The sequence below is a fragment of the Streptantibioticus rubrisoli genome, assembly GCF_024436055.1.
GTDB classification, from domain to species: Bacteria; Actinomycetota; Actinomycetes; order Streptomycetales; family Streptomycetaceae; genus Streptantibioticus_A; species Streptantibioticus_A rubrisoli.
Genome location: NZ_JANFNH010000034.1, coordinates 1 through 23322, shown reverse-complemented (window position 1 = coordinate 23322; position 23322 = coordinate 1). Strand labels below are relative to the sequence as shown.

21 protein-coding genes are annotated in these 23322 nt (G+C 70.8%); 6 read left to right on the top strand and 15 right to left on the bottom strand.

Features of this window, described 5'->3' with window-relative positions; all coding sequences use genetic code 11:
• Positions 1 to 83 precede the first annotated feature (83 nt).
• The 4 genes from NON19_RS23575 to NON19_RS23560 all read right to left on the bottom strand — a co-directional run bounded on the left by NON19_RS23575 (position 84) and on the right by NON19_RS23560 (position 4148).
• Positions 84 to 1199 (bottom strand): amidohydrolase family protein, encoded by a 1116-nt coding sequence (locus tag NON19_RS23575; protein ID WP_255931002.1) that lies wholly within the window; start codon positions 1197 to 1199, stop codon positions 84 to 86.
• Positions 1199 to 2560 (bottom strand): type I glutamate--ammonia ligase, encoded by a 1362-nt coding sequence (locus NON19_RS23570; protein WP_255931001.1) that lies wholly within the window; start codon positions 2558 to 2560, stop codon positions 1199 to 1201. The genes NON19_RS23575 and NON19_RS23570 overlap by 1 nt, the downstream gene beginning before the upstream one ends.
• Positions 2561 to 2638: 78 nt before the next feature.
• Positions 2639 to 2986: a hypothetical protein gene (locus NON19_RS23565; protein ID WP_255930999.1), complete on the bottom strand. Its 348-nt coding sequence runs from the start codon at positions 2984 to 2986 to the stop codon at positions 2639 to 2641.
• Between the two features lie 211 nt (positions 2987 to 3197).
• Complete coding sequence (locus NON19_RS23560; RefSeq protein WP_255930996.1) at positions 3198 to 4148, bottom strand: heme o synthase; 951 nt, start codon at positions 4146 to 4148, stop codon at positions 3198 to 3200.
• Positions 4149 to 4542: 394 nt separating this feature from the next.
• Between NON19_RS23560 and tkt the strand changes: the two genes are divergently transcribed.
• Genes tkt through pgl form a run of 5 tightly spaced genes read left to right on the top strand, consistent with a single transcriptional unit; the run spans position 4543 to position 11134 of the window.
• On the top strand, positions 4543 to 6621 hold the full coding sequence (gene tkt / locus NON19_RS23555; protein WP_255930994.1) for a transketolase: 2079 nt from the start codon (positions 4543 to 4545) through the stop codon (positions 6619 to 6621).
• A gap of 34 nt (positions 6622 to 6655) precedes the next feature.
• Complete coding sequence (gene tal / locus NON19_RS23550) at positions 6656 to 7774, top strand: transaldolase (protein ID WP_255930992.1); 1119 nt, start codon at positions 6656 to 6658, stop codon at positions 7772 to 7774.
• Positions 7775 to 7779: 5 nt separating this feature from the next.
• On the top strand, positions 7780 to 9306 hold the full coding sequence (gene zwf / locus NON19_RS23545; protein ID WP_255931088.1) for a glucose-6-phosphate dehydrogenase: 1527 nt from the start codon (positions 7780 to 7782) through the stop codon (positions 9304 to 9306).
• On the top strand, positions 9303 to 10355 hold the full coding sequence (gene opcA / locus NON19_RS23540) for a glucose-6-phosphate dehydrogenase assembly protein OpcA (protein ID WP_255930990.1): 1053 nt from the start codon (positions 9303 to 9305) through the stop codon (positions 10353 to 10355). Before zwf ends, opcA begins: the two co-directional genes overlap by 4 nt.
• The gene (gene pgl, locus NON19_RS23535) at positions 10352 to 11134 is read left to right on the top strand and encodes a 6-phosphogluconolactonase (protein ID WP_255930988.1); all 783 of its coding nucleotides are present in this window, start codon (positions 10352 to 10354) and stop codon (positions 11132 to 11134) included. Before opcA ends, pgl begins: the two co-directional genes overlap by 4 nt.
• A 54-nt stretch (positions 11135 to 11188) precedes the next feature.
• On the opposite strand, the gene NON19_RS23530 is transcribed toward pgl, so the two are convergent.
• The 11 genes from NON19_RS23530 to NON19_RS23480 all read right to left on the bottom strand — a co-directional run bounded on the left by NON19_RS23530 (position 11189) and on the right by NON19_RS23480 (position 21951).
• A complete protein-coding gene (locus NON19_RS23530; RefSeq protein WP_109450932.1) occupies positions 11189 to 11524 on the bottom strand; it encodes an RNA polymerase-binding protein RbpA in 336 nt (111 codons plus the stop codon).
• Between the two features lie 183 nt (positions 11525 to 11707).
• Positions 11708 to 11944: a preprotein translocase subunit SecG gene (secG, locus tag NON19_RS23525; RefSeq protein ID WP_255930986.1), complete on the bottom strand. Its 237-nt coding sequence runs from the start codon at positions 11942 to 11944 to the stop codon at positions 11708 to 11710.
• Positions 11945 to 12037: 93 nt separating this feature from the next.
• Positions 12038 to 12823 carry a triose-phosphate isomerase gene (gene tpiA, locus NON19_RS23520; RefSeq protein WP_255930984.1) on the bottom strand — a complete coding sequence of 262 codons (786 nt, stop codon included), beginning with the start codon at positions 12821 to 12823 and terminating at the stop codon, positions 12038 to 12040.
• A gap of 7 nt (positions 12824 to 12830) precedes the next feature.
• Complete coding sequence (locus tag NON19_RS23515) at positions 12831 to 14033, bottom strand: phosphoglycerate kinase (RefSeq protein ID WP_255930983.1); 1203 nt, start codon at positions 14031 to 14033, stop codon at positions 12831 to 12833.
• 89 nt (positions 14034 to 14122) lie between these two features.
• Positions 14123 to 15127, bottom strand: a complete 1005-nt coding sequence (gene gap, locus NON19_RS23510) for a type I glyceraldehyde-3-phosphate dehydrogenase (protein WP_255930982.1) — start codon at positions 15125 to 15127, stop codon at positions 14123 to 14125.
• A 279-nt stretch (positions 15128 to 15406) separates the two neighbouring features.
• Entirely contained in the window at positions 15407 to 16384 is a 978-nt protein-coding gene (gene whiA / locus NON19_RS23505) for a DNA-binding protein WhiA (RefSeq protein WP_109450922.1), read from the bottom strand.
• A complete protein-coding gene (locus tag NON19_RS23500; RefSeq protein ID WP_372514250.1) occupies positions 16375 to 17388 on the bottom strand; it encodes a gluconeogenesis factor YvcK family protein in 1014 nt (337 codons plus the stop codon). The genes whiA and NON19_RS23500 overlap by 10 nt, the downstream gene beginning before the upstream one ends.
• Positions 17385 to 18326, bottom strand: coding sequence for an RNase adapter RapZ (gene rapZ / locus NON19_RS23495; RefSeq protein ID WP_255930981.1), 942 nt, complete (start codon positions 18324 to 18326; stop codon positions 17385 to 17387). Before rapZ ends, NON19_RS23500 begins: the two co-directional genes overlap by 4 nt.
• On the bottom strand, positions 18323 to 20437 hold the full coding sequence (gene uvrC, locus NON19_RS23490; protein WP_255930980.1) for an excinuclease ABC subunit UvrC: 2115 nt from the start codon (positions 20435 to 20437) through the stop codon (positions 18323 to 18325). The genes rapZ and uvrC overlap by 4 nt, the downstream gene beginning before the upstream one ends.
• Positions 20438 to 20533: 96 nt before the next feature.
• A complete protein-coding gene (locus NON19_RS23485) occupies positions 20534 to 21340 on the bottom strand; it encodes a hypothetical protein (RefSeq protein WP_255931090.1) in 807 nt (268 codons plus the stop codon).
• A gap of 5 nt (positions 21341 to 21345) precedes the next feature.
• Complete coding sequence (locus NON19_RS23480; protein ID WP_255930979.1) at positions 21346 to 21951, bottom strand: papain-like cysteine protease family protein; 606 nt, start codon at positions 21949 to 21951, stop codon at positions 21346 to 21348.
• A gap of 286 nt (positions 21952 to 22237) precedes the next feature.
• Between NON19_RS23480 and NON19_RS23475 the strand changes: the two genes are divergently transcribed.
• Positions 22238 to 23236: a hypothetical protein gene (locus tag NON19_RS23475; RefSeq protein ID WP_255930978.1), complete on the top strand. Its 999-nt coding sequence runs from the start codon at positions 22238 to 22240 to the stop codon at positions 23234 to 23236.
• Positions 23237 to 23322 lie beyond the last annotated feature (86 nt).

The window sequence follows — 23322 nt, the reverse complement described above, 5'->3', positions numbered from 1 at the left end:
CGCACCCCCGGCGGAGCGCTCAGGATTTCGGAGGCGGAAGCCCCCGAAGCGGGTCCGCACAGTGCGCCCGAACCGGCACCGCCTCACGGCAGCCGATACACCCGCCGGGCGTTGTCCGCCGCGATCATCGCGGCGACCCGGGCCGCGTCCTGCGCGGCCCAGGCGCCCTCCTCGACCCAGCCGGTGAGCAGCCGCTGGAGCGCCTCGGCGAACAGCCGGGCGCCGACCACGTACAGCTCGGGCAGCCCGTAGGCGTCGGTGGAGAACAACACCTTGCCGAACGGGGCGAGTTCGAGCGTCTCGGCCAGCACCGTCGCCGCCCGCGCGCCGGTGTGGGTGAGGGCCAGCCCCACGTCGGCGTACACATGCGGGAACACGCTCGCCAGATATCCAGCCTGCCGGTGGTACGGATATCCGTGCAGCAGTACCAGGTCCGTACCGAGCCCGCCCACGGCGCGTATGAAGTCGGTGAGCAGCGTCGGGTCGGCCTGGTCCAGCCGTAGGTCCGGGTCGCCGAATCCGGTGTGCAGCTGCAGCGGCAGCCCGGTGGCGACCGCGGTCCACAGCAGGTGCCGCAGCAGCACCGGGTCGTGGATCCGGCCGCCCGCGGCACGGGCGGCCAGCCACTCCTCGGCGGCCCGGCCCACCTCGGCGGGGCGCGGCGGCTCGGGGGTGAGCGCCAGGCCGTACCGGTAGGCGGCGATTGACTTGAAACCGACGGCGGCCTGCGCCGCGGTGTGTACCGCCTCGGCCAGGTTGGCGACGAACGCCGCGGCGGTGCCGGAGGTGTCGGCGACCTGCTCGGCGAGGGTTTCCAGCCGGACGACCTCCCGCGCCGATCCGCCCACGGCGGCGGCCAGTTCGGCCGGTTCGGTCAGGTCGCCGGGCAGTCCGGTGTCGACCAGGAACGTGCCGATGCCGGTACCGCGCAGCAGCAGCCGGGTCGCCTCGTACGCGCCGAGTTCGCGGCGGCGGGCCAGGTAGCGCGCGGGCGGGCAGTGCGGTTCCAGGCCGAGCAGCGGCGGGCACCAGCGGCGCACCGCGAACCCGGTCTGGGTGTCGAAGTACGTGGTGCCGCGCGCGGCGGGCGCGTGCGCCTCGGTGAGGTACGGCTCGAACGAGCCGAGGCCGAGGTCGCGGCGGACCACGCCGTGGCAGTGGTGGTCGACCAGTGGGGGCAGTGGTGGCGGTTCGGCCATCAGTAGCGCCAGCGGATGGCCGAGGCGATCTGCTCGGGGTCGGCGTCGGCGAACTGCTCCGCCTCCGCACGGCGCACCGCGAGCACCGCGCCGTGCGCCCACTCGCCCAGTGCGCCGCGCAGCGGCTCGTACTGCGCGAAGCGGTCCGCCGCCTCGGTCAGTGACCGCGGCAGCCGGGGCGTGTCGGGCGCGGTGCTGGCCGGGTCGCCCTGCACCGGGTCGGGCAGCTTCAGGCCCGCGTCGACGCCGTGCAGTCCGGCGGCGATGACCGCGCCCACCACCAGGTACGGGTTGGCGGCGGCGTCGAAGCACTTGACCTCGGCGTTGGCGCTGCCGGCCTCGTCCGGCGGGCCGGGCACCAGCCGCAGCGCGGCCTCCCGGTTCTCCACTCCCCAGCACTGGAAGGCGCCCGCCCAGTGCGAGGGCACCAGCCGCAGATAGCTGGCGGGCGACGGGGCGCCGATCGCCATCAGGGCCGGGAGCGCGTCCAGCACTCCGGCGAGGAAGGCCTCCGCGGTGCCGGTCAGCCCGTCGCGGCCGCCGCCGCCGCGGAACAGGTCCTCACCGTCGTGTCGCAGGCTCAGGTGCAGATGGCAGCCGTTGCCCACCTGTCCGGCGAACACGGTGGGCGCGAACGAGGCGCGCAGAGCGTGCCGCCCGGTGACGGCGCGTACCGTCTCGCGGACCAGGACCAACTCGTCGGCGGCGCGCAGCGGGTCGGCGCTGGCGGTGGACAGCTCGAACTGGCCGGCGGTGTACTCGGGGTGGATCTGGAGCACCTCCAGGTGCTCGGCGGTGAGCGCCTCGACGATGTCGCGCAGATAGTCGGAGAGTTCGACGACCCGGGTCATCCCGTAGGCGGGCGCCGAGGTGACCGGGGTGGGCGGCTCGCCCGGCCGCAGCGCCAGCCACTCGGTCTCGAATCCCATGCGGGCTTGCAGCCCGCGCTCCTTGGCCCGCTCCACCATCCGCCGGGCGAACAGCCGCGCGCAGCCGGGGTGTTGGGCGCCCTGCTGGTCGTAGCGGTCGACCGGCGCCCAGGCCCAACCGGGCTGCGCGGCAAGGGTGGTGAGGCGGTCGAGGTCGGGGACGAGCCGTAGGTCGCCGTCGGGGCTGCCGAGGCCGAGTTCGGGCACCGCGGCGATGGTGTCGTCGGAGGTGTAGACGTCGAACACCGGTGACATGCCGACGCCGTGCCGCACGGCGTGGGCGAGCCGGCCGGTGGGCACCACCTTGACCCGGGTCACCCCGGCGGTGTCCACCCAGGTGAGGGCGACCGTGTGCACACCCTCGGTACCGAGCCGCGCGGCCTCCTGGCGCGCGAGCCGGTGCCGTTGTTCCCGTACTTCCCGCACACCCATGTAACTCCCCTGGTCCAGGTCCGGTTCACGATCACCAGCGGGTGATCGTGTCCATGGTGCTAACGGGACAGGTGGGTGTCAGGTGTTTCGGGTTCCCCCGATCTGAATTCCGGCCATCCTCGTCCACTCGTACCGTCCGGTACGGACCTTGGCCGCCAGCTCGCCGTCGAAGTCCTCATGGGCGGTGATCCCGGACAGTTCCACCGCGCGCTTGGCGATGTCGTAGGAGGGAGCCACCAGGTCACCCCACTCGCCGTTCTCGCCGACCAGCACGATGCGGGTGCCGACCTCGCCGACGTACGCGATCTGGCCTTCCGCGCTGCCGCCGTGGCCGCGCGCGAAGGCGCCGATCTGCTGGGCGAGTCGTTGTGCGCGACGCTCCGCGCGGGCGTCGGGGGTGTGGTTCGGGGCCTCGGTCTCTGCCATGGACCAAATGCTACTCGCGAGTAATCACCGCTGGAAGGGGCGACGGAAAAGGTGTCCCAGCCCACTGAACAGGGCGGGGACACCTGACGGAGCGCAAGCGCTCCGCTGGGGTGCGGTATGCCGTCGATCGTCTGTGGCGCCTTGTGGCTGGTCGCGCGGTTCCCAGCGCCCCTTCGGGGCGCCACCTCGCCCGGCCTGCCCAGCCGAAGGGTCAGCGCACGAAGGGGTCCACGGCGACGACCACGAACAGCAGCGTGGCGTAGGTGATCGACCAGTGGAACAGTCGCATCTCCTTCAGCTTGGCGCCGGTCACCCCGTTCTTCGCGCGGGAGTACAGCGCGTGCGCCTCCTTCAGCCAGAAGCCGCCGAGCAGTGCCGCGGCCACCGGGTACAGCCAGCCCGTGGCGCCCAGCGGCCACCACAGGGTGAGCGAGACCAGCACCATCACCCAGCTGTAGGCGAGGATCTGCTTGGCGACCGCCAGGTTGCCCGCGACCACCGGCAGCATGGGCACGCCCACCCGCTCGTAGTCGTCCCGGACCTTCATCGACAGCGGCCAGTAGTGCGGCGGGGTCCAGAAGAACAGCACCAGGAAGAGCACGAACGGCGCCCAGGCCAGTTCGTTGCGCACCGCTGACCATCCGATGAACACCTGCAGACAACCGGCCACGCCGCCCCACACGATGTTCTGCGTGGTGCGGCGCTTGAGCCACAGCGTGTAGACGAAGACGTAGTAGAGGATGGCCGTGAGCGACAGCGCGGCCGACAGCCAGTTGACCAGCAGGCCGAACCAGACCGTGGAGACCACCGAAAGGGAGATGCCGAAGACCAGGCACTCGCGCGGCGAGACCATGCCGGTGACCAGCGGCCGCTGCTCGGTGCGGTGCATCAGCGCGTCGATGTCGCGGTCGATGTACATGTTCAGGGCGTTCGCGCCACCCGCCGACATGTAGCCGCCGACGACCGTCGCCAGCACCAGCCACAGGTCGGGTACGCCGTGCGCGGCCAGGAACATCACCGGCACCGTGGTGATCAGCAGCAGCTCGATGATGCGCGGCTTGGTCAGCTCCACGAACGCCTTGACCCGCGCCCCGAGGGGCCGGTGCCCAGGGCTCGTCCCAACGACCCCGGGAGGTCGGGTTTCGACGGCCGTCACGAACACCTCTGAGAGGAAGAAAGACCAGCAAGGCCCTCCCAGTTGTGAAAGACCGGGCAAGTCCCTGCGCGTACCACGCCACTCTAGACGTTGCCGTTACGGGACCTGTCGCGGGGGGCACCCGTGTTGGCGTAGCCCCGCGGCACGGCGTGAAACGGCGTGAAGCGGTACCCAGCGTGACGCTCACGTGCCGCCGCGCGCGGTACACCGGGCGGAACCGGACCCCATGGAGCAGGCTGGAACCCGGCAGGGGAGAATATGTACCGGGAATGAACAAAGTCGGTTTCCCGTTGCCTGAGACGGAGCCGAACGCCCGCCCGTACGAGGGTAGGCTCGAAATCGCCGGTGGCCGCACGGGCTGGCGGCGCTTGAGACACGTGGAGAGGAGCCCTGACCCAGGGTGAGCACGCAGCCGACCACCGCAGACCTCGACTGGACCGATCTGGACAAGCGGGCCGTTGACACCGCCCGGGTACTGGCCATGGACTCCGTCCAGAAGGTCGGAAACGGCCATCCGGGCACGGCCATGAGCCTGGCACCCGCCGCCTACCTGCTGTTCCAGAAGCTGATGCGGCACGATCCTGCCAACCCCGACTGGACCGGACGCGACCGCTTCGTCCTGTCCTGCGGCCACACCAGCCTGACGCTCTACATCCAGCTCTACCTGTCGGGTTACGGCCTGGAACTCGACGACCTGAAGGCCTTCCGCACCTGGGGCTCGCGCACCCCCGGCCACCCCGAGCACGGCCACACCGTGGGCGTGGAGACCACCACCGGTCCGCTCGGCCAGGGCATCGCGAACGCGGTCGGCATGGCGATGGCCGCCCGCTACGAGCGCGGCCTGTTCGACCCCGAGGCCCCGGCGGGCGAGTCCCCGTTCGACCACACCATCTGGACCATCGTCTCCGACGGTGACCTGGAGGAGGGCGTCTCGGCCGAGGCGTCCTCGCTCGCCGGGCACCAGAAGCTCGGCAACCTGGTCGCGCTCTACGACGACAACCACATCTCCATCGAGGGCGACACCGAGACCGCCTTCAGCGAGGACGTCGCCAAGCGCTACGAGGCGTACGGCTGGCACGTCCAGCACGTCGCCCAGGGCGCCGACGGCGACATCGACGTGCGCGCGCTGTACCAGGCGCTGAGGGCCGCCCAGGCCGAGACCGAGCGCCCGTCGCTCATCGTCCTGCGCACCACCATCGCCTGGCCCGCGCCGACCGCCCAGAACACCGCGGCCTCGCACGGCTCCGCGCTCGGCGCCGAGGAGGTCGCCGCCACCAAGCGGGTGCTGGGCTTCGACCCGGACCAGGACTTCGAGGTCGCCCCCGAGGTCCTGGCGCACGCCCGCGCCGCCGCCGACCGCGGCCGTGAGGCGCACACCACCTGGCACAAGCGGTTCGAGGAGTGGCGCACCGCCAACCCCGAGCGCGCCGCCGAGTTCGACCGGATCAACGCCGGTGAACTGCCCGCCGGTTGGGAGCAGGCGCTGCCGACCTTCGCCCCCGGCAAGGCCATTGCCACCCGCAAGGCCTCCGGCGAGGTGCTCAAGGCGCTGGGCGCGGTGATCCCCGAACTGTGGGGCGGCTCGGCCGACTTGGCCGGGTCGAACAACACCACCATCGACGCCTCGTCGTCCTTCCTCCCCGCGGGCAACCCGCTGCCGGAGGCCAGCCCGTACGGCCGCACGGTGCACTTCGGCATCCGCGAGCACGCCATGGGCGCGACCATGAACGGCATCGCGCTGCACGGCAACACCCGTGTCTACGGCGGTACGTTCCTGGTCTTCTCCGACTACATGCGCCCGTCGGTGCGGCTGGCCGCGCTGATGAAGCTGCCGGTCACCTATGTGTGGACGCACGACTCCATCGGCCTCGGCGAGGACGGCCCGACCCACCAGCCGGTCGAGCACATGGCCGCGCTGCGCACCATCCCGGGCCTGAACATGGTCCGCCCGGCCGACGCCAACGAGACCGCCATCGCCTGGCGGGAGATCCTGCGCCGCTACTCCGCCAAGCCCGCCCCGCACGGTCTGGCGCTGACCCGGCAGAACGTGCCGACCTACGAGGCCAACGAGGACGCCGCCAAGGGCGGTTACGTCCTGCTGGATGCCGAGGGCGGCCAGGCCCAGGTCATCCTGATCGGCACCGGCTCCGAGGTCCAGCTGGCCGTGGAGGCCCGCGAGGTGCTCCAGGCCGAGGGCATCCCGACCCGGGTGGTCTCGATGCCGTCCGTCGAGTGGTTCGAGGAGCAGGACCAGGCCTACCGCGACCACGTGCTGCCGCCGAACGTCAAGGCGCGGGTGGCGGTCGAGGCCGGTATCGGCCTGACCTGGCACAAGTTCGTCGGCGAGGCCGGACGCATCGTCAGCCTCGAGCACTTCGGCGCCTCCGCCGACTACAAGGTGCTGTTCCGTGAGTTCGGACTCACCAGCGAGGCGGTCGTCGACGCCGCCCGCGACTCCATCGCCGCCGCGAACCGCTGATCACTCAACGACCTTACGAGGAGATGCAGAACCCATGACAGACGCACTCAAGCGCCTCTCCGACGAAGGCGTCGCGATCTGGCTGGACGACCTGTCCCGCAAGCGGATCACGTCCGGCAACCTCGCCGAGCTGATCGACGACAGCCATGTCGTCGGTGTCACCACCAACCCGTCCATCTTCCAGAAGGCGATCTCCGGCGGCGACGGCTACCAGCGGCAGGTCACCGACCTGGCCGCCCGCAAGGTCACCGTCGAAGAGGCGATCCGGATGATCACCACGGCGGACGTCCGCGACGCCGCCGACATCCTGCGCCCGGTCTTCGACGCCACCGGCGGCCAGGACGGCCGGGTGTCCATCGAGGTCGACCCGCGCCTGGCGCACAACACCACGGCCACCATCGCCGAGGCCAAGCAGCTGGCCTGGTTGGTGGACCGTCCCAACACGCTCATCAAGATCCCGGCGACCAAGGCCGGTCTGCCCGCGATCACCGAGGTCATCGGCCTGGGCATCAGCGTCAACGTCACGCTGATCTTCTCGCTGGAGCGGTACCGCGAGGTGATGGACGCCTACCTGTCTGGCCTGGAGAAGGCCAAGGCGGCTGGCCAGGACCTGTCCAAGATCCGTTCCGTCGCCTCGTTCTTCGTCTCCCGGGTGGACACCGAGATCGACAAGCGGCTGGACAAGATCGGCACCGACGAGGCCAAGGCGCTGCGCGGCAAGGCGGCGCTGGCCAACGCCCGGCTCGCCTACCAGGCGTACGAGGAGGTGTTCTCCTCGGAGCGCTGGCTGGCGCTGGAGAAGGCCGGTGCCAACAAGCAGCGCCCGCTGTGGGCCTCCACCGGCGTGAAGGACCCGGCGTACCCGGACACCCTGTACGTGACCGAGCTGGTCGCACCCAACACGGTCAACACCATGCCGGAGGCCACCTTGCAGGCCACCGCCGACCACGGCGAGATCACCGGCAACACCATCCAGGGCAGCTACGAGCAGGCCCAGGCCGACCTCGACGCGCTGGCGGCGGTCGGCGTCTCCTACGACGACGTGGTCCAGCTGCTGGAGGACGAGGGCGTGGAGAAGTTCGCGGCGTCCTGGAACGACCTGCTGAAGTCCACCGAGGCGGAGCTGGCGCGCCTCGCCCCTTCGGAGGCGTGAGAACAGTGACCACCAGCGGCAATCCGCTGCGTGACCCCCAGGATCGACGGCTCCCGCGGATCGCGGGGCCGTCGGGCCTGGTGATCTTCGGGGTCACCGGCGACCTGTCCCGTAAGAAGCTGATGCCCGCGGTGTACGACCTCGCCAACCGCGGGCTGCTGCCGCCGGGCTTCTCGCTCGTCGGCTTCGCCCGCCGCGACTGGGAGGACGAGGACTTCGCCCAGGTCGTGCACGACGCTGTCAAGGAGCACGCGCGGACCCCGTTCCGCGAGGAGGTCTGGCAGCAGCTCGCCGAGGGCTTCCGGTTCGTCCCCGGTGAGTTCGACGACGACGACGCCTTCGAGACCCTGCGGGCCACCATCGACGAGTTGGACAAGGCCCGCGGCACCGGCGGCAACTTCGCCTTCTACCTGTCGGTTCCGCCGAAGTTCTTCCCCAAGGTGGTCCAGCAGCTCAAGAAGCACGGGCTGTCCCAGGGCCCCGGGGACTCCTGGCGGCGCGCGGTCATCGAGAAGCCGTTCGGCCACGACCTGGCCAGCGCGCAGGAGCTCAACCGGGTCGTGCACGAGGTGTTCGAGCCGGTGGACGTCTTCCGGATCGACCACTACCTCGGCAAGGAGACGGTCCAGAACATCCTGGCGCTGCGTTTCGCCAACACCATGTTCGAGCCGATCTGGAACCGGTCGTACGTCGACCACGTACAGATCACCATGGCCGAGGACATCGGCATCGGCGGCCGGGCCGGATACTACGACGGCATCGGCGCGGCCCGTGACGTCATCCAGAACCACCTGCTGCAACTGCTGGCGCTGACCGCGATGGAGGAGCCCGGCTCCTTCCACCCCAAGGCGCTGGTGGCCGAGAAGCTCAAGGTGCTCTCCGCCGTCGAGCTCCCGGAGGACCTCGGCAAGCACACCGTGCGCGCCCAGTACGCGCACGCCTGGCAGGGTGGCGAGGAGGTACTCGGCTACCTGGAGGAAGAGGGCATCGACCCCAAGTCGAAGACCGACACCTACGCCGCCATCAAGCTGACCATCAACAACCGCCGTTGGGCGGGCGTCCCGTTCTACCTGCGCACCGGCAAGCGGCTCGGCCGTCGGGTCACCGAGATCGCGGTGGTCTTCAAGCGCGCCCCGTTCCTGCCGTTCGAGTCCGGCGCCACCGAGGAGCTGGGGCAGAACGCCCTGGTCATCCGGGTGCAGCCGGACGAGGGCGTCACGGTGCGGTTCGGCTCGAAGGTGCCGGGCACCTCGATGGAGGTGCGCGATGTGACGATGGACTTCGCCTACGGCGAGTCCTTCACCGAGTCCAGCCCCGAGGCGTACGAGCGCCTGCTGCTGGACGTGCTGCTCGGCGACGCCAACCTCTTCCCGCGCCATCAGGAGGTCGAGCTGTCCTGGAACATCCTCGACCCGATCGAGGAGTACTGGGACAAGCACGGCAAGCCCGCGCAGTACGCCGCCGGGACCTGGGGCCCCGCGGAGGCGGACGAGATGCTCGCACGAGACGGCAGGAGCTGGCGTCGGCCATGAAGATCGATCTCACGAACACCACCTCCTCGAAGATCAACTCCGGTCTCATCGACGCGCGCCGGGCCATCGGCACCCCGGCCGTGGGCATGGTGCTCACCTTGGTCATCGTCACCGACGAGGGCAACGCGTACGACGCCCTCAAGGCCGCCGGTGACGCCTCCCACGAGCACCCCTCGCGAATCCTCGCGGTCATCAGGCGGCCGGGCCGCAGTCCGCGGGACCGCGCCAAGTCGCGCCTGGACGCCGAGATCCGGGTCGGCTCCGACGCGGGTGCCGGTGAGACCGTGCTGCTGCGGCTGCACGGCGAACTCGCCGACCACGCCGAGTCGGTGGTGCTGCCGCTGCTGCTGCCGGACGCGCCCGTAGTGGTGTGGTGGCCGGAGGACGCCCCCGACAACCCGGCCGGGGACCCGCTGGGCAAGCTGGCCCAGCGCCGGATCACCGACGCCGCCGCGGCCGAGGACCCGGTCGGCGCGCTGCGGCTGCGCGCCGGTTCCTACTCCCCCGGCGACACCGACCTGGCCTGGACCCGCATCACCCCGTGGCGCAGCATGCTGGCCGCGGCGCTGGACCAGAAGCACTCGGCGATCAGCGCCGCGGTGGTCGAGGGCGAGCCGTACAACCCGAGCACCGAGCTGCTCGGCATGTGGCTGGCCGACCGGCTGCAGGTGCCGGTCGAGCGCCGGGTCTCGGACGGCCCAGGGCTGACCGCGGTACGGATGACCACCGCGGACGGCACGATCTGCCTGGACCGCGCGGACGGCGCGCTGGCCGAGCTGGCGATGCCCGGCCAGCCGGACCGCCGGGTGGCGCTCAAGCGGCGGGAGACCGCCGAGCTGATCGCCGAGGAACTGCGCAGGCTGGACCCGGACGAGAGCTACCGCTCCGCCGTCCGCTTCGGCGTGGACCGGCTGGGCGCCCAGCCACCGCAGGACGGTTCGGCCGCCCAACCGCCGTCGGGCGGTGCGCAGAAGAAGGCCGCGCCCGCCAAGAAGGCCGCGGAGCCGGCGAGGCAGTCCGCCGACTCCGGTGCGGAGAAGGCTAAATGACGACGCCTCAGGTCGTGGTGCACCGCGACAAGGAGCTGATGGCCCAGGCCGCGGCGGCCCGGCTGATCACCAAGGTGGTGGACGCCCAGGCCGCCCGCGGCTCGGCCAGCGTGGTGCTCACCGGCGGGCGCAACGGCAACGCCTTGCTGGCGGCGCTCGCCGAGGCCCCGGCGCGGGACGCGGTGGACTGGTCGCGGCTTGACCTGTGGTGGGGTGACGAACGGTTCCTGCCGGAGGGCGACCCGGAGCGCAACGTGATCCAGGCGCGAGCGGCGCTGCTGGACGCCGTGCCGCTGGATCCGGCCCGGGTGCACCCGATGCCCGCCTCGGACGGCCCGTTCGGCCATGACGTGGACGCCGCCGCGGAGTCGTACGCCGAGGAGTTGGCCCGGGCGGCCGGGCCGTACGACCACGGGCCGGTGCCCACCTTCGACGTGCTGATGCTGGGCGTCGGTCCGGACACCCATGTCGCCTCGCTGTTCCCCGAGCACCCGGGGGTCCGGGAGACGGAGCGGACGGTGGTCGGGGTGCGCGGGGCGCCCAAGCCGCCGCCGACCCGCGTCTCGCTGACGCTTCCGGCGATCCGGGCGGCGCGTGAGGTGTGGCTGCTGGCGGCCGGTGCGGACAAGGCCAACGCCGCCGCCATCGCGTTGTCCGGCGCGGGCGAGATCCAGGCTCCGGCCGCCGGGGCGTACGGTCGCGGCAGGACACTGTGGCTGCTGGACCGGGCCGCCGCGGCCCAACTACCCAAGCAGCTCTATCCGTTGGCGTCCGCCTGACGGCAACGGACGTGAAGAGGGTCCGGGGTTGTACCCCGGACCCTCTTCACATGTTCAGATCTCGCCGCGGAGCTTGGCGAGCGCCTCGGCGAGGATCGCCTCACCGTCCGCGTCGCTGCGCCGCTCCCGCACATAGGCCAGGTGGGTCTTGTACGGCTCGGTACGCGGCGGGTCCGGCGGGTTGTTCTCGTCCTGCCCGGCCGGGAAGCCGCAGCGGGGGCAGTCCCAGGTGTCCGGGATCTGCGCGTCGCTGGCGAAGCTCGGCTGGGTCTCGTGCCCGTTCGAGCACCAGAAGGAGATGCGAAGACGCGGCGCGGACTCACCGCGCTCTGCCTCCCCCATCGGCCCCGCTCCGACCCGACTGCCACGGATCGCGTTGCCACTTGCCACGGTCGTAACTCCCTGCGTGATGGTGCTGCGAGGTCGTCCAGCGGCTCACCCCACGGTGGTGGGGAACTGTACCTGGGCTCGCGGACGTCGTTCAATGATAAGCCGCCGGAGCAATGGGGCGTCAGTTATGCCCAAACGAGCGGAAGTAGGGCGATGTGGACGCGATGTCCCCGCGCCCCCGGCTCAGTGCTGGAGCTTGAGGACCAGGCCGAGCCCGACGATGCAGGCGAACCACAGCAGGCCGACGATGACGGTGATCCGGTCGAGGTTGCGCTCGGCCACCGAGGAGCCGCCGACGGAGGACTGCATACCGCCGCCGAACATGTCGGAGAGGCCGCCGCCCTTGCCCTTGTGCATCAGGACCAGCAGCATCAGCAGCAGGCTGAAGATGATGAGGGCGATGGAGAACCCGATAACCACGGCTGGACCAACTCTCTCGGTGACGTGTTGCGATCCTCGGGGGCCGGGCGGCGTACCGCCCGGCCCCCGCAAGCGTACTTCGGAACGAGGCCGTCAGCCTACTGCCTGGTCAGCGAAGCGGACGATCTTGACGAACTCCTCGGCGTCCAGCGAGGCCCCGCCGACCAGCGCACCGTCCACGTCGGGCTGTGCCATGATCGCGGCGATGTTGCCGGACTTCACCGAGCCGCCGTACTGGATGCGCACCTCGTCGGCCACCTCCTGGCCGTACAGCTCGACCAGGCGGCCGCGGATCGCCCCGCAGACCTCCTGGGCGTCGGCGGGCGTGGCGACCTCGCCGGTGCCGATCGCCCACACCGGCTCGTAGGCGATGACGATGGAGCGCACCTGGTCGGCCGGGATGTCCTTCAGGGCGCCGTCGACCTGAGCGAGGGTGTGCGCGACCTGGTTGCCCGCCCGGCGGACGTCCAGGCCCTCGCCCACGCACAGGATCGGGGTCAGGCCGTGCTGGTAGGCGGCCTTCACCTTGGCGTTGACCAGCGCGTCGTCCTCGCCGTGGTACTGGCGGCGCTCGCTGTGGCCGATGACCACGAAGGCGCACTTGAGCTTGGCGAGCATGGCACCGGAGATCTCCCCGGTGTACGCGCCGGACTCGTGCGCGGACAGGTCCTGCGCACCGTACTTGATCTTCAGCTTGTCGCCGTCGACCAGGGTCTGCACCGAGCGCAGGTCGGTGAACGGCGGCAGGACCGCGACCTCAACGGCCTCGTAGTCCTTGTCGGTCAGGGCGAAGGCGAGCTTCTGGACGTGCGCGATGGCCTCAAGGTGGTTGAGGTTCATCTTCCAGTTGCCCGCCATGATCGGCGTGCGGTTGCTCATCGGGGGGTCAGTCCTCCAGTGCGGCGAGGCCGGGCAGCGTCTTGCCTTCGAGGTACTCCAGGCTGGCGCCGCCACCGGTCGAGATGTGGCCGAAGGCGTTCTCGTCGAAGCCCAGGGTGCGTACGGCGGCGGCCGAGTCGCCGCCGCCGACGACGGTGAAGCCGTCGCTGTCCACCAGGGCCTGGGCGACGGCGCTGGTGCCCCCGGCGAAGTCGGGATGCTCGAAGACACCCATCGGGCCGTTCCAGAACACCGTCGCGGCGTCCGCGATCTTCGAGGCGAACAGTTCGCGGGTCCTCGGGCCGATGTCCAGGCCCTCCTTGTCGGAGGGGATCTTGTCGGCGTCGACCGTGACGTAGTCGGCCGGGGCCTTGGTCTTCAGGTCCGGGAAGTCGTCCGAGGCCAACACGTCGACCGGCAGCACCAGTTCGACGCCGTTCTTCTCGGCGCGCGCCAGGTACTCTTCGACGGCCGGGATCTGGTCCTGCTGCAGCAGGCTCCTGCCCACCTCGTGGCCATTGGCCTTCAAGAAGGTGTACGCCATGCCGCCGCCGATCAGCAGCCGGTCCGCCTTGCCGAGCAACTGGTCGATGACGGCGAGCTTGTCGGAGACCTTGGCGCCGCCGAGCACCACCACGTACGGGCGGTTCACGTCCTCGGTGAGCTTCTTGAGCACCCCGAGTTCGGTGGCGATCAGGTCACCGGCGGCGTGCGGCAGCCGTGCCGGCAGGTCGTACACCGAGGCGTGCTTGCGGTGCACGGCGCCGAAGCCGTCGCCGACGTAGGCGTCGGCCAGCGCGGCCAACTCGTCGGCGAACGCGCCGCGTTCGGCGTCGTCCTTGGCGGTCTCGCCTGCGTTGAAGCGCAGGTTCTCCAGCAGCGTGACCTCGCCGTCGGCCAGGGCGGCGACGGTGGCCTTCGCGCTGTCACCCACGGTGTCGGTCGCGAACGCGACCGGCTTGCCGAGGAGTTCGCCGAGCCGCCTGGCGACCGGCGCGAGCGAGTACTGCGGGTCCGGCGCGCCCTTGGGGCGGCCGAGGTGGGAGGCGACGATCACCTTCGCGCCGCGCTCGGCGAGCTTGGTGATGGTCGGTACGGCGGCGCGGATCCGGCCGTCGTCGGTGATCTGGTCACCGTCCAGCGGGACGTTGAGGTCGGCGCGGACGAACACCCGTCGTCCGGCGACCTCCAGGTCGTCGATCGTCTTCATGGTGAAGGGCTCCTGGGTCGTGGCACGGGGCCGCCCGTACGACATGCGCGTCGTGCGAGCGGCCCCGTCGGTCACAATCTACGCGGTGGTCAGAGCTGGCCGCCGACGAAGGTGGTCAGGTCCACCAGGCGGTTGGAGTAGCCCCACTCGTTGTCGTACCAGCCGACGACCTTGACGGACTTGCCCTGGACCATGGTCAGGGAGGAGTCGAAGGTGCAGGAGGCCGGCCAGTTGACGATGTCGGAGGAGACGATCGCGTCCTCGGTGTACTCCAGGATGCCCTTGAGCTGGCCCTCGGCGGCCTTCTGGAACACGGCGTTGACCTCGTCCTTGGTGACCTCGCGCTCCAGCTCGATGACCAGGTCGGTGACCGAGCCGGTGGGGACCGGGACGCGCATGGCGATGCCGTCCAGCTTGCCCTTGAGCTGCGGGAGGACCAGGGCGGTGGCCTTCGCGGCACCCGTGGTGGTCGGGATGATGTTCTCGGCGGCGGCCCGGGCGCGGCGCAGGTCCTTGTGCGGGAAGTCCAGGATGCGCTGGTCGTTGGTGTAGGCGTGGACGGTCGTCATCAGGCCCTTGACGATGCCGAAGTTCTCGTCGAGGACCTTGGCCATCGGCGCCACGCAGTTGGTGGTGCAGGAGGCGTTGGAGATGACGTGGTGGTTGGCGGCGTCGTACTTCTCGTTGTTGACGCCCATGACGATGGTGATGTCCTCGTCCTTGGCCGGGGCCGAGATGATGACCTTCTTGGCGCCGGCGGCGAGGTGCTTGGCGGCGTCCTCACGCTTGGTGAAGATGCCGGTGGACTCGATCACGATGTCCGCGCCCAGCTCGCCCCACGGCAGGTTCGCCGGGTCGCGCTCGGCCATCGTCTTGAAGGTCTGACCGCCGACGGTGATGGTGTCGTCGGTGTGGGAGACCTCCTGCTTGAGGCGGCCCAGGATGGTGTCGTACTTGAGCAGGTGCACCAGGGTCGCGTTGTCGGTCAGGTCGTTGACACCGACGATCTCAAAGTCCGCACCCTGCTCAAGCGCGGCGCGGAAGAAGTTACGACCGATGCGGCCAAAGCCGTTGATGCCTACGCGGATCGTCACGAACCGATCTCCTCGTTGATGTGCCGGATGCCTCCGGCGCGCCGTATAGAACGTCCCCGACCACCCACGACCCTACCTCGCCCGGATGTCCAGAGTGACATCGAGCACGCCCGCTTTCCGGCCCGCTGCCCCGCCACGTTGTGGGCAGTCGTTCCGCAGGGCGGAACGGGTGGGCACAACGCCAGGGGTCTGGGGGCGGAGCCCCCAGTTCAGGGAAGGGGCGGGATAGGGGAACAGGCCCGCCGCAGGCACCCCCAACCCCCCGCCGCCACGCGGCAGTTAGCCGACCATCTCCTCGGTCAGATTGGACTCCGTCCCCGGAATCCCCAGATCCGCGGCCCGCTTGTCCGCCATCGCCAGCAGCCGCCGAATGCGTCCGGCGACCGCGTCCTTGGTCAGCGGCGGATCCGCCAACGACCCCAGTTCCTCAAGCGACGCCTGCTTGTGATCCATCCGCAACCGCCCGGCGGCGGCCAGGTGCTCGGGCACCTCGTCCCCGAGGATCTCCAGCGCCCGCTGCACCCGCGCCCCCGCGGCGACCGCGGCCCGCGCGGAGCGCCGCAGGTTGGCGTCGTCGAAGTTGGCCAGCCGGTTGGCGGTGGCCCGCACCTCGCGGCGCATCCGGCGCTCCTCCCACGCCAGCACCGATTCGTGCGCCCCGAGCCGGGTCAGCAGCGCGCCGATCGCGTCACCGTCCCGTACCACCACGCGGTCAACGCCGCGCACCTCGCGGGCCTTGGACGGGATACCGAGCCTCCGGGCCGCGCCGACCAGGGCGAGGGCCGCCTCGGGGCCGGGGCAGGTCACCTCCAGGGAGGACGAGCGGCCTGGCTCCGTCAGCGAGCCGTGCGCCAGGAACGCGCCGCGCCAGGCGGCCTCGGCGTCGCAGGTGGCCCCGGACACCACCTGCGGCGGCAGTCCGCGGATCGGGCGGCCCCGGCCGTCCACCAGACCGGTCTGCCGGGCCAGCTGGTCGCCCCCGGCGACCACCCGCACCACATAGCGGCTGCCCCTGCGCAGCCCACCGGGGGCCATCACCACCAGGTCGGAGGGGTGACCGAAGATCTCCAGGATGTCCTTGCGCAGGCGCCGGGCCGCGATACCGGTGTCCAGCTCCGCCTCGATCACGATGCGGCCGCTGACGAGATGGAGCCCGCCCGCGAACCGCAGGATCGACGACACCTCCGCCTTGCGGCAGCAGGTACGGGTGACGGGGAGCCGGGAGATCTCGTCCTTCACCGCTGCCGTCATCGCCATGGGCCGATCCTTCCATGCATCCGAAAAATCCGGTCATACGCGGCGGCCAGCTGCTCGGGGTCGTGCCGCGGCCCGTCCGGGGCGGCGACCGCGGCCAGCTCGACCGTGCCGCCCAGGCGCGCGGCGGCCTGGTCAAGGCTCTCGCGGTCGGGAACGGCGGCCTTGTCGGCCAGCACCACGTCGATGGTGAGTTTAGGGGCGTGTCGGGCCAAAACCTCCAAGTGACGCTGCGGAGAAAAACCTTCGGTCTCTCCGGGCTGCGGTGCCAGGTTGAGCGTCAGCACCCGGCGCGCCCGGGTCTGCATCAGCGCCTCGGCCAGCTCAGGAACCAGCAGGTGCGGTATGACCGAGGAGAACCAGGAGCCGGGGCCGAGCACCACCCAGTCCGCGTCCAGCACCGCCTGCACGGCCTGCGGCACCGCGGGCGGGTCCTGCGGCACCACCCGTACCTCCTGCACCTCGCCCGGGGTGAGCGCGACCGTCGCCTGCCCGCGCACCGTGCTGATCGCGTCCGGGTGCGCCGGGTCGTGGCCGCGCACGGTGGCCTGCAGTTCCAGCGGGACCGCGGACATCGGCAGCACCCGGCCGTGCGCGCCCAGCAGTCGGCCCACCCACTCCAGCGCGGCCACCGGATCGCCCAGTTGCTCCCACAGGGCGACGATCAGCAAGTTGCCGACCGCGTGCCCGTGCATCTCACCCTTACTGGTGAACCGGTGTTGGATCACCCGTGACCAGGTGCGCCCCCACTCGTCGTCCCCGCACAGCGCGGCCAGCGCCTTGCGCAGGTCCCCGGGGGGCAGTACGCCCAGTTCGTCACGGAGCCTGCCGCTGGAGCCGCCGTCGTCGGCGACGGTGACCACGGCGGTCAGGTCCTGGGTGATCCGGCGCAGCGCGGCGAGCGAGGCGGACAGTCCGTGACCGCCGCCGAGCGCCACCACCTTCGGGGTGGCACCGGAGCGACGGGTGGTGCGGCGCAGCCGCCTGGTGGTCCTGGAAGTGATCACTCGCGCCCCATGTCGCGATGGACCACAACGGTCTCCACCCCGTCCGAGGACAGCCGCCGGGCCAGCCGCTCCGACATGGCGACGCTGCGGTGCTTGCCGCCGGTGCAGCCGACCGCGATGGTCACATAGCGCTTGCCCTCGCGCCGGTATCCGGCGGCGATGATGTGCAGCAGCTCCGCGTAGCGGTCCAGGAACTCCTTGGCGCCGGGCTGGTTGAACACATAGGTGGCGACCTCGTCGTTGAGGCCGGTGAACGGGCGCAGCTCCGGAACCCAGTGCGGGTTGGGCAGGAAGCGGCAGTCGACCACCAGATCGGCGTCGACCGGCAGCCCGTACTTGAAGCCGAACGACATCACGGTCGCCCGCAGCTCCGGCTCCTCCTCACCGGCGAACTGGGCGTCCATCTTCGCCCGCAGCTCGTGCACGTTGAGACTGGAGGTGTCGATCACCAGGTCGGCCTCGCCGCGCAGCTCGCGCAGCAGGTCGCGCTCCTGGGCGATGCCGTCCACGATGCGGCCGTCACCCTGCAGCGGGTGCGGGCGGCGCACCGACTCGAAGCGGCGCACCAGCGCGTCGTCGGAGGCCTCAAGGAACAGCACCCGGCGCTTGACACTCTTGGTGTCCAGGTCGGCGAGCGACTCGCGCAGGTTGTCGAAGAAGCGGCGGCCGCGCACGTCCACCACCACCGCGATCCGCGCCACGTTGCCCTGGGAGCGGGCACCGAGGTCGACCATGGTGGGGATCAGCGCGGGCGGCAGGTTGTCGACCACGAACCACCCGAGGTCCTCCAGACACTTGGCCGCCGTGCTGCGGCCCGCCCCGGACATGCCCGAGATGATCACCAGTTCCGGGATGGCCTCGGCAGCTTCGCCCGCTCCGCCCGTCGTCACCTGTGCTCCGTACGTGTCGTGGTCATCGCTGTGATTGACCTGGTTCATCTTTCCAGCCCCCGTTCGTCCCCCGGCTCCGCCGGAGGCGTTCCCTGGGCGGTCCCCTGCGTGGCCGCCAGCTCGTCTTCCATGATCTCTCCTGTGGCGGTGTTGACAGCGGGAACAGCAGGTGAAGCCTGGGCGAGCGTCGCGGCGACGGCTTCAGCCGTCTTGCGGCCTATGCCCGGGACCGCGCAGATCTCGTCGATGGTGGCGGCACGCAGCCGCTTGAGGGAGCCGAAGTGCTTCAGCAGCGCCTGCTTACGGGTCTCCCCCAGCCCGGCGACGGCGTCCAGCGCACCGGCCCTCATCGCCTTGCCGCGCTTGCCGCGCTGGTACCTGATGGCGAAGCGGTGCGCCTCGTCCCGCACCCGCTGCAGCAGGTACAGGCCCTCGCTGGTGCGGGGCAGGATCACCGGGTCCTCCTGGGCCGGCAACCACACCTCCTCCAGGCGCTTGGCCAGGCCGCAGACCGCGACGTCCTCGATGCCCAGCTCGTCCAGTGCCCGCCGGGCCGCCGCGACCTGCGGCTGGCCGCCATCCACCACCAGCAGCTGCGGGGGGTAGGCGAACCTGCGCGGCCGACCGGTGTCCGGGTCGATCGGGCCGCCCACCGCCGCGTCCAGATCCTCATGGGCAGCCGCGTCCTGCTCCCGCTCTGCCCCGCCCTCGGCGAGCCCCCACTCCCCGGCCTTCTGCATCTCCCGCAGATAGCGGCGGAACCGCCGGGAGACCACCTCGTGCATGGCCCGTACGTCGTCCTGCCCCTGGAACGTCTTGATCTGGAAGCGCCGGTACTCACTCTTACGAGCGAGCCCGTCCTCGAACACGACCATGGACGCCACCACGTCCTCGCCGTGCAGGTGCGAGATGTCGAAGCACTCGATGCGCAGCGGCGCCGAGTCCAGCCCAAGCGCCTCGGCGATCTCCTCCAGGGCGCGCGAGCGGGTGGTCAGGTCCGAGGCGCGCTTGGTCTTGTGCAGCGCCAGCGCCTGCTGGGCGTTGCGCTGCACGGTGGCCATCAGGTCCTTCTTGTCGCCGCGCTGCGGCACGCGCAGGCTGACGTTGGACCCGCGCCGTGCGGTCAGCCACTGCGCCAGCGGCTCGACAGGATCGGGCAGCGCCGGTACCAGCACCTCCTTGGGCACACCTCCGCTCCCGCCCGCTCCGGCGGTGTCTCCGCTCTCCTCGCCATAGAGCTGCTGGAGGGCGTGCTCGACCAGCCCGGCGGTGTCGACCGCCTCCACCTTGTCGGTGACCCAGCCGCGCTGGCCGCGCACCCGCCCGCCGCGTACGTGGAAGATCTGCACGGCGGCTTCGAGTTCGTCCTCGGCGACGGCGATCAGGTCGGCGTCGGTGGCGTCGGCGAGCACCACCGCGTTCTTCTCCATCGCACGCTTGAGCGCCTCGATGTCATCGCGCAGCCGGGCCGCCCTCTCGTACTCCATCTCGGCCGCCGCCTCCTGCATCCGCCGCTCAAGGCGGCGCAGATAGGTGCCGGTGTGCCCGGCCATGAAGTCGCAGAACTCCTCGGCCAGTTCGCGGTGTTCCTCGGCGGTCACCTTGCCCACGCAGGGCGCGGAGCACTTGCCGATGTAACCGAGCAGACAGGGGCGGCCGATCTGCTGCGAGCGCTTGAGCACCCCGGCGGAACAGGTGCGCACGGGGAAGACCCGCAGCAGCAGGTCGACCGTCTCGCGGATCGCCCACGCGTGCGCGTACGGCCCGAAGTACCGTACGCCCCTGCGCTTCGGGCCGCGCATCACCTGAACACGCGGGAACTGCTCGTTCATCGTGACGGCGAGCGACGGATAGCTCTTGTCGTCGCGGTACTTGACGTTGAACCGCGGGTCGAACTCCTTGATCCAGGAGTACTCCAGCTGCAGCGCCTCGACCTCGGTGGTGACCACCGTCCACTCCACGGAGGCGGCTGTGGTGACCATGGTCCGGGTGCGCGGGTGCAGTCCGGCGAGGTCCTGGAAGTACGAGGAGAGCCGCTGCCGCAGGCTCTTGGCCTTGCCGACGTAGATCACACGACCGTGCTCGTCGCGGAACCTGTACACCCCGGGAGAGTCCGGGATCTGCCCCGGCTTCGGGCGGTAGCTGGAGGGGTCGGCCATGAGGTCAACCCTACTGGCGCCCACCGACAATCCCGGCCCCGGCGGCGCGTGGGGGCACCACCGGGGCCGGAACGCCCGGTGCGGGGCGGGTGCGGGTCAGGCGGTGCGGTGGGAGCGGCGCAACCGGCGGGCGGCGAGGGCCGCGGCCCCGGCGAGCAGCACGCCCGCCGCGGCGGCGGTACCGGCCGCGGCGGCCGATGCGCCGGTGGCGGCGGCCGGTTCGCGCACTACGGCGGCCGGGGCGGCCTGGCCGCCGTAGCCACCGGCCCTGCCAGCCCGGTCATACGCCGAGCCCGGCAGCTTGTCGCCGTACTCGCGGTGCACCAGCCGCTGGTAGTCGGCGAGCGTGACACCGTCGGCGCCCACCGCGTGCCGCGCCTCGGCGTCCAGCGGCAGCACCCGCCCGGAACGCAGCACGTACCAGGCGTCGATCTGCGGTTCACGGAAGACCGTGCCGTCTCCGTGCGCCGCGGTGACGCGGTCGACCTCGTCACCACCGGTGGCGATGTTGACGACCTTCCAGCCGGTGGCGGTACGCACCGTCCACAGCGAGGCGGCCTGGCCGTCCGCGGAGACCGCCTTGCTGGCGAGGAAGTCCGGATCGGCCACCGGGGCGCCCGCGCGTCCGGCGACGAATCCGGGGTCGAGGGTGAACACGGTGACGGTCGGCCCGGCCAGACGCGGTTGGGCGGCCGCCGCCGGGTGCCTGCCGTCGCGGGCGAAGAACCGCGAGAGCGTGGCCAGGGTGGCCGGGGCGTTTGCCGCGGCGCGCGCCTGGGCGGTCTGCGCCGCGGTGAACGGGGCCGGGACGGACGGGGAGTCGGCGTGCGCCACGGAGGCGGCACCGACGGTCAGCACGGTGGCCGCCAGCAGACCGGCGGCGCACCCGCGGATCGGGTTCATGGCGGTCACGCTCCGATCCGGTAGAGCGAGTGGGTCCACGTGAACGAGTCGTTGCTCACGTAGTAGTTGTAATCCGCCCAGTTGTAGCGGTAGTTGGACGGCCACGGGTCTCCCCAGTACACCCAGTTGCTGGAGGTGTCGTACCCGTACAGCACGTGCATGTGCCCACCACCGGAACTCCACTCGATACGGGTCTCGATCGGGCGGTTGGCGTCGATTTCGCTCTGCACCGTGCTGTAGCGCAGATAACCGGTCACATATGAACCGGGGTTGATGCCCATCCAGTCCAGGGCGTTCTGCACATCGTCCAGTGCCGCCTGCCAGTTGCCGCACTGGGTGCCCTGCGGCTCGTTGAAGGCGGCGTCGCAGAACTGGTTCTGGGTGTAGTCGCGACCGAACCAGGTGGCGATGGTGTTGCCACTGGCGGCCCAGCACCAGTTGCTCTGCTGCTGCGCCTGCATGGTGACGTTCAGTTGCTTCGAGCCGCTGTCCGCACTCGCGCCGTCGGCCGTCGCGATGCTCGCGGACAGTGCCGCTACCAGCGCCAGGGCCGCCGCCGCGAAGCGTCTGCGGCCTTGGCCGGGCGGCCCGAGGTGGGGGGTTTTGAACATGGCGTTCCTCGCTGTCAGGGGCTGATGGAGGAGCGCGTCCGGACGCTGCGACAGCAGCATCAGGCAGTTGTCGGGTTCAGGTCAATGAAGTTATCCACAGGGGTGGCTGGGGTGTGAACACCAGCCGTACTTTGTGAACACACCGCCGATAACAGCGGATGCCCCCGGCACGCGGATACCGGTCCCGCGCGCCCGGAAGTAAACGTTCACACCACACCACACCACAACGCCAGCGCGGCAATCGCCGCCTGCGGCAACGGCTTTCACCAGACGCGGGGAAGGAACCATGCCAGCACAGTCAGCAGAGCCAGCCCAACAAGGCCTACAACAAGCGAATTCAAAGGGCAATCCGGCCCGACCCAGAGCACACCAAACCAGCCGCCTGGAAGCCGACCTGGCCGACGCGCTGCACACCGGCCCGTTCCCGGTCGCGCTGCGCGCCGCCCTCGCCGCCCGGGGCCTGGCCCTCAGCCGGGTCCAACACCGGCTCGCCCAACGCGGCATAAGAGTGGGGGTGACCAGCCTGAGCTACTGGCAGCGCGGCATCCGGCGCCCCGACCGCCCCGAGTCACTGCGCGCCGTCACCGCGCTCGAAGAGGTACTGGAACTACCCGCACACGCCCTGACCAGACTGCTGGGACCACCCAGCACCGAACAACCGGTCGCCCGCCCCTACCGCAGCGTGCTGGCACCGGCATCGGCACTCGAAACCCTCCTCGCCGGTCTGGAGGCGCCCACAGACGGCGGGTTGCACACCGTCGCCCACTACGAGCAGGTGCGCATCGGCGCCCACCGTGAACTGCTGTACCGCGACTCGCACCACGTGGTGCGCGCCCACCGCGACGGCGTCGACCGCTACCTCAGCATCCACCAGGGCGACCCGGGGTGCGACGTGGACCGAATACGCGTCACAGCGGTCAACAACTGCCGCGTGGGCAGGGTCCGTAGGCACGCCGACTCCGGGATGATCGTCGCGGAGCTGCTCCTCGACGCCCGACTGCGCACCGGCGACACCGCGGTACTCGGCTACCGGTTCGAAGACGGCACCGGCGCACCGTCCGACGAGTACGTGCGGGGCTTCACCTACGGGGGTGGTGACTACGTGCTGCAGATCGCCTTCGACCGTTGCGCCCTGCCGGTGCGCTGCCGCCGCTTCACCCGTACATCCCCAAGTGCCGCCCGGGATGGGCTAGTTGAGCTGACGCTCAACGCACACCGGACGGTGCATCTGGTGCAACCCGAGGTCCGCGCGGGGGTGCTGGGGATCACCTGGGACTGGGACTGAGGGGGCGTGGGAGGGGACGGGGGTGCGTGGGACGGGCTGGGGGCAGGTGCGGCGCGGCTGACGGTGCTTGCGGCGTGGCTGGGGGC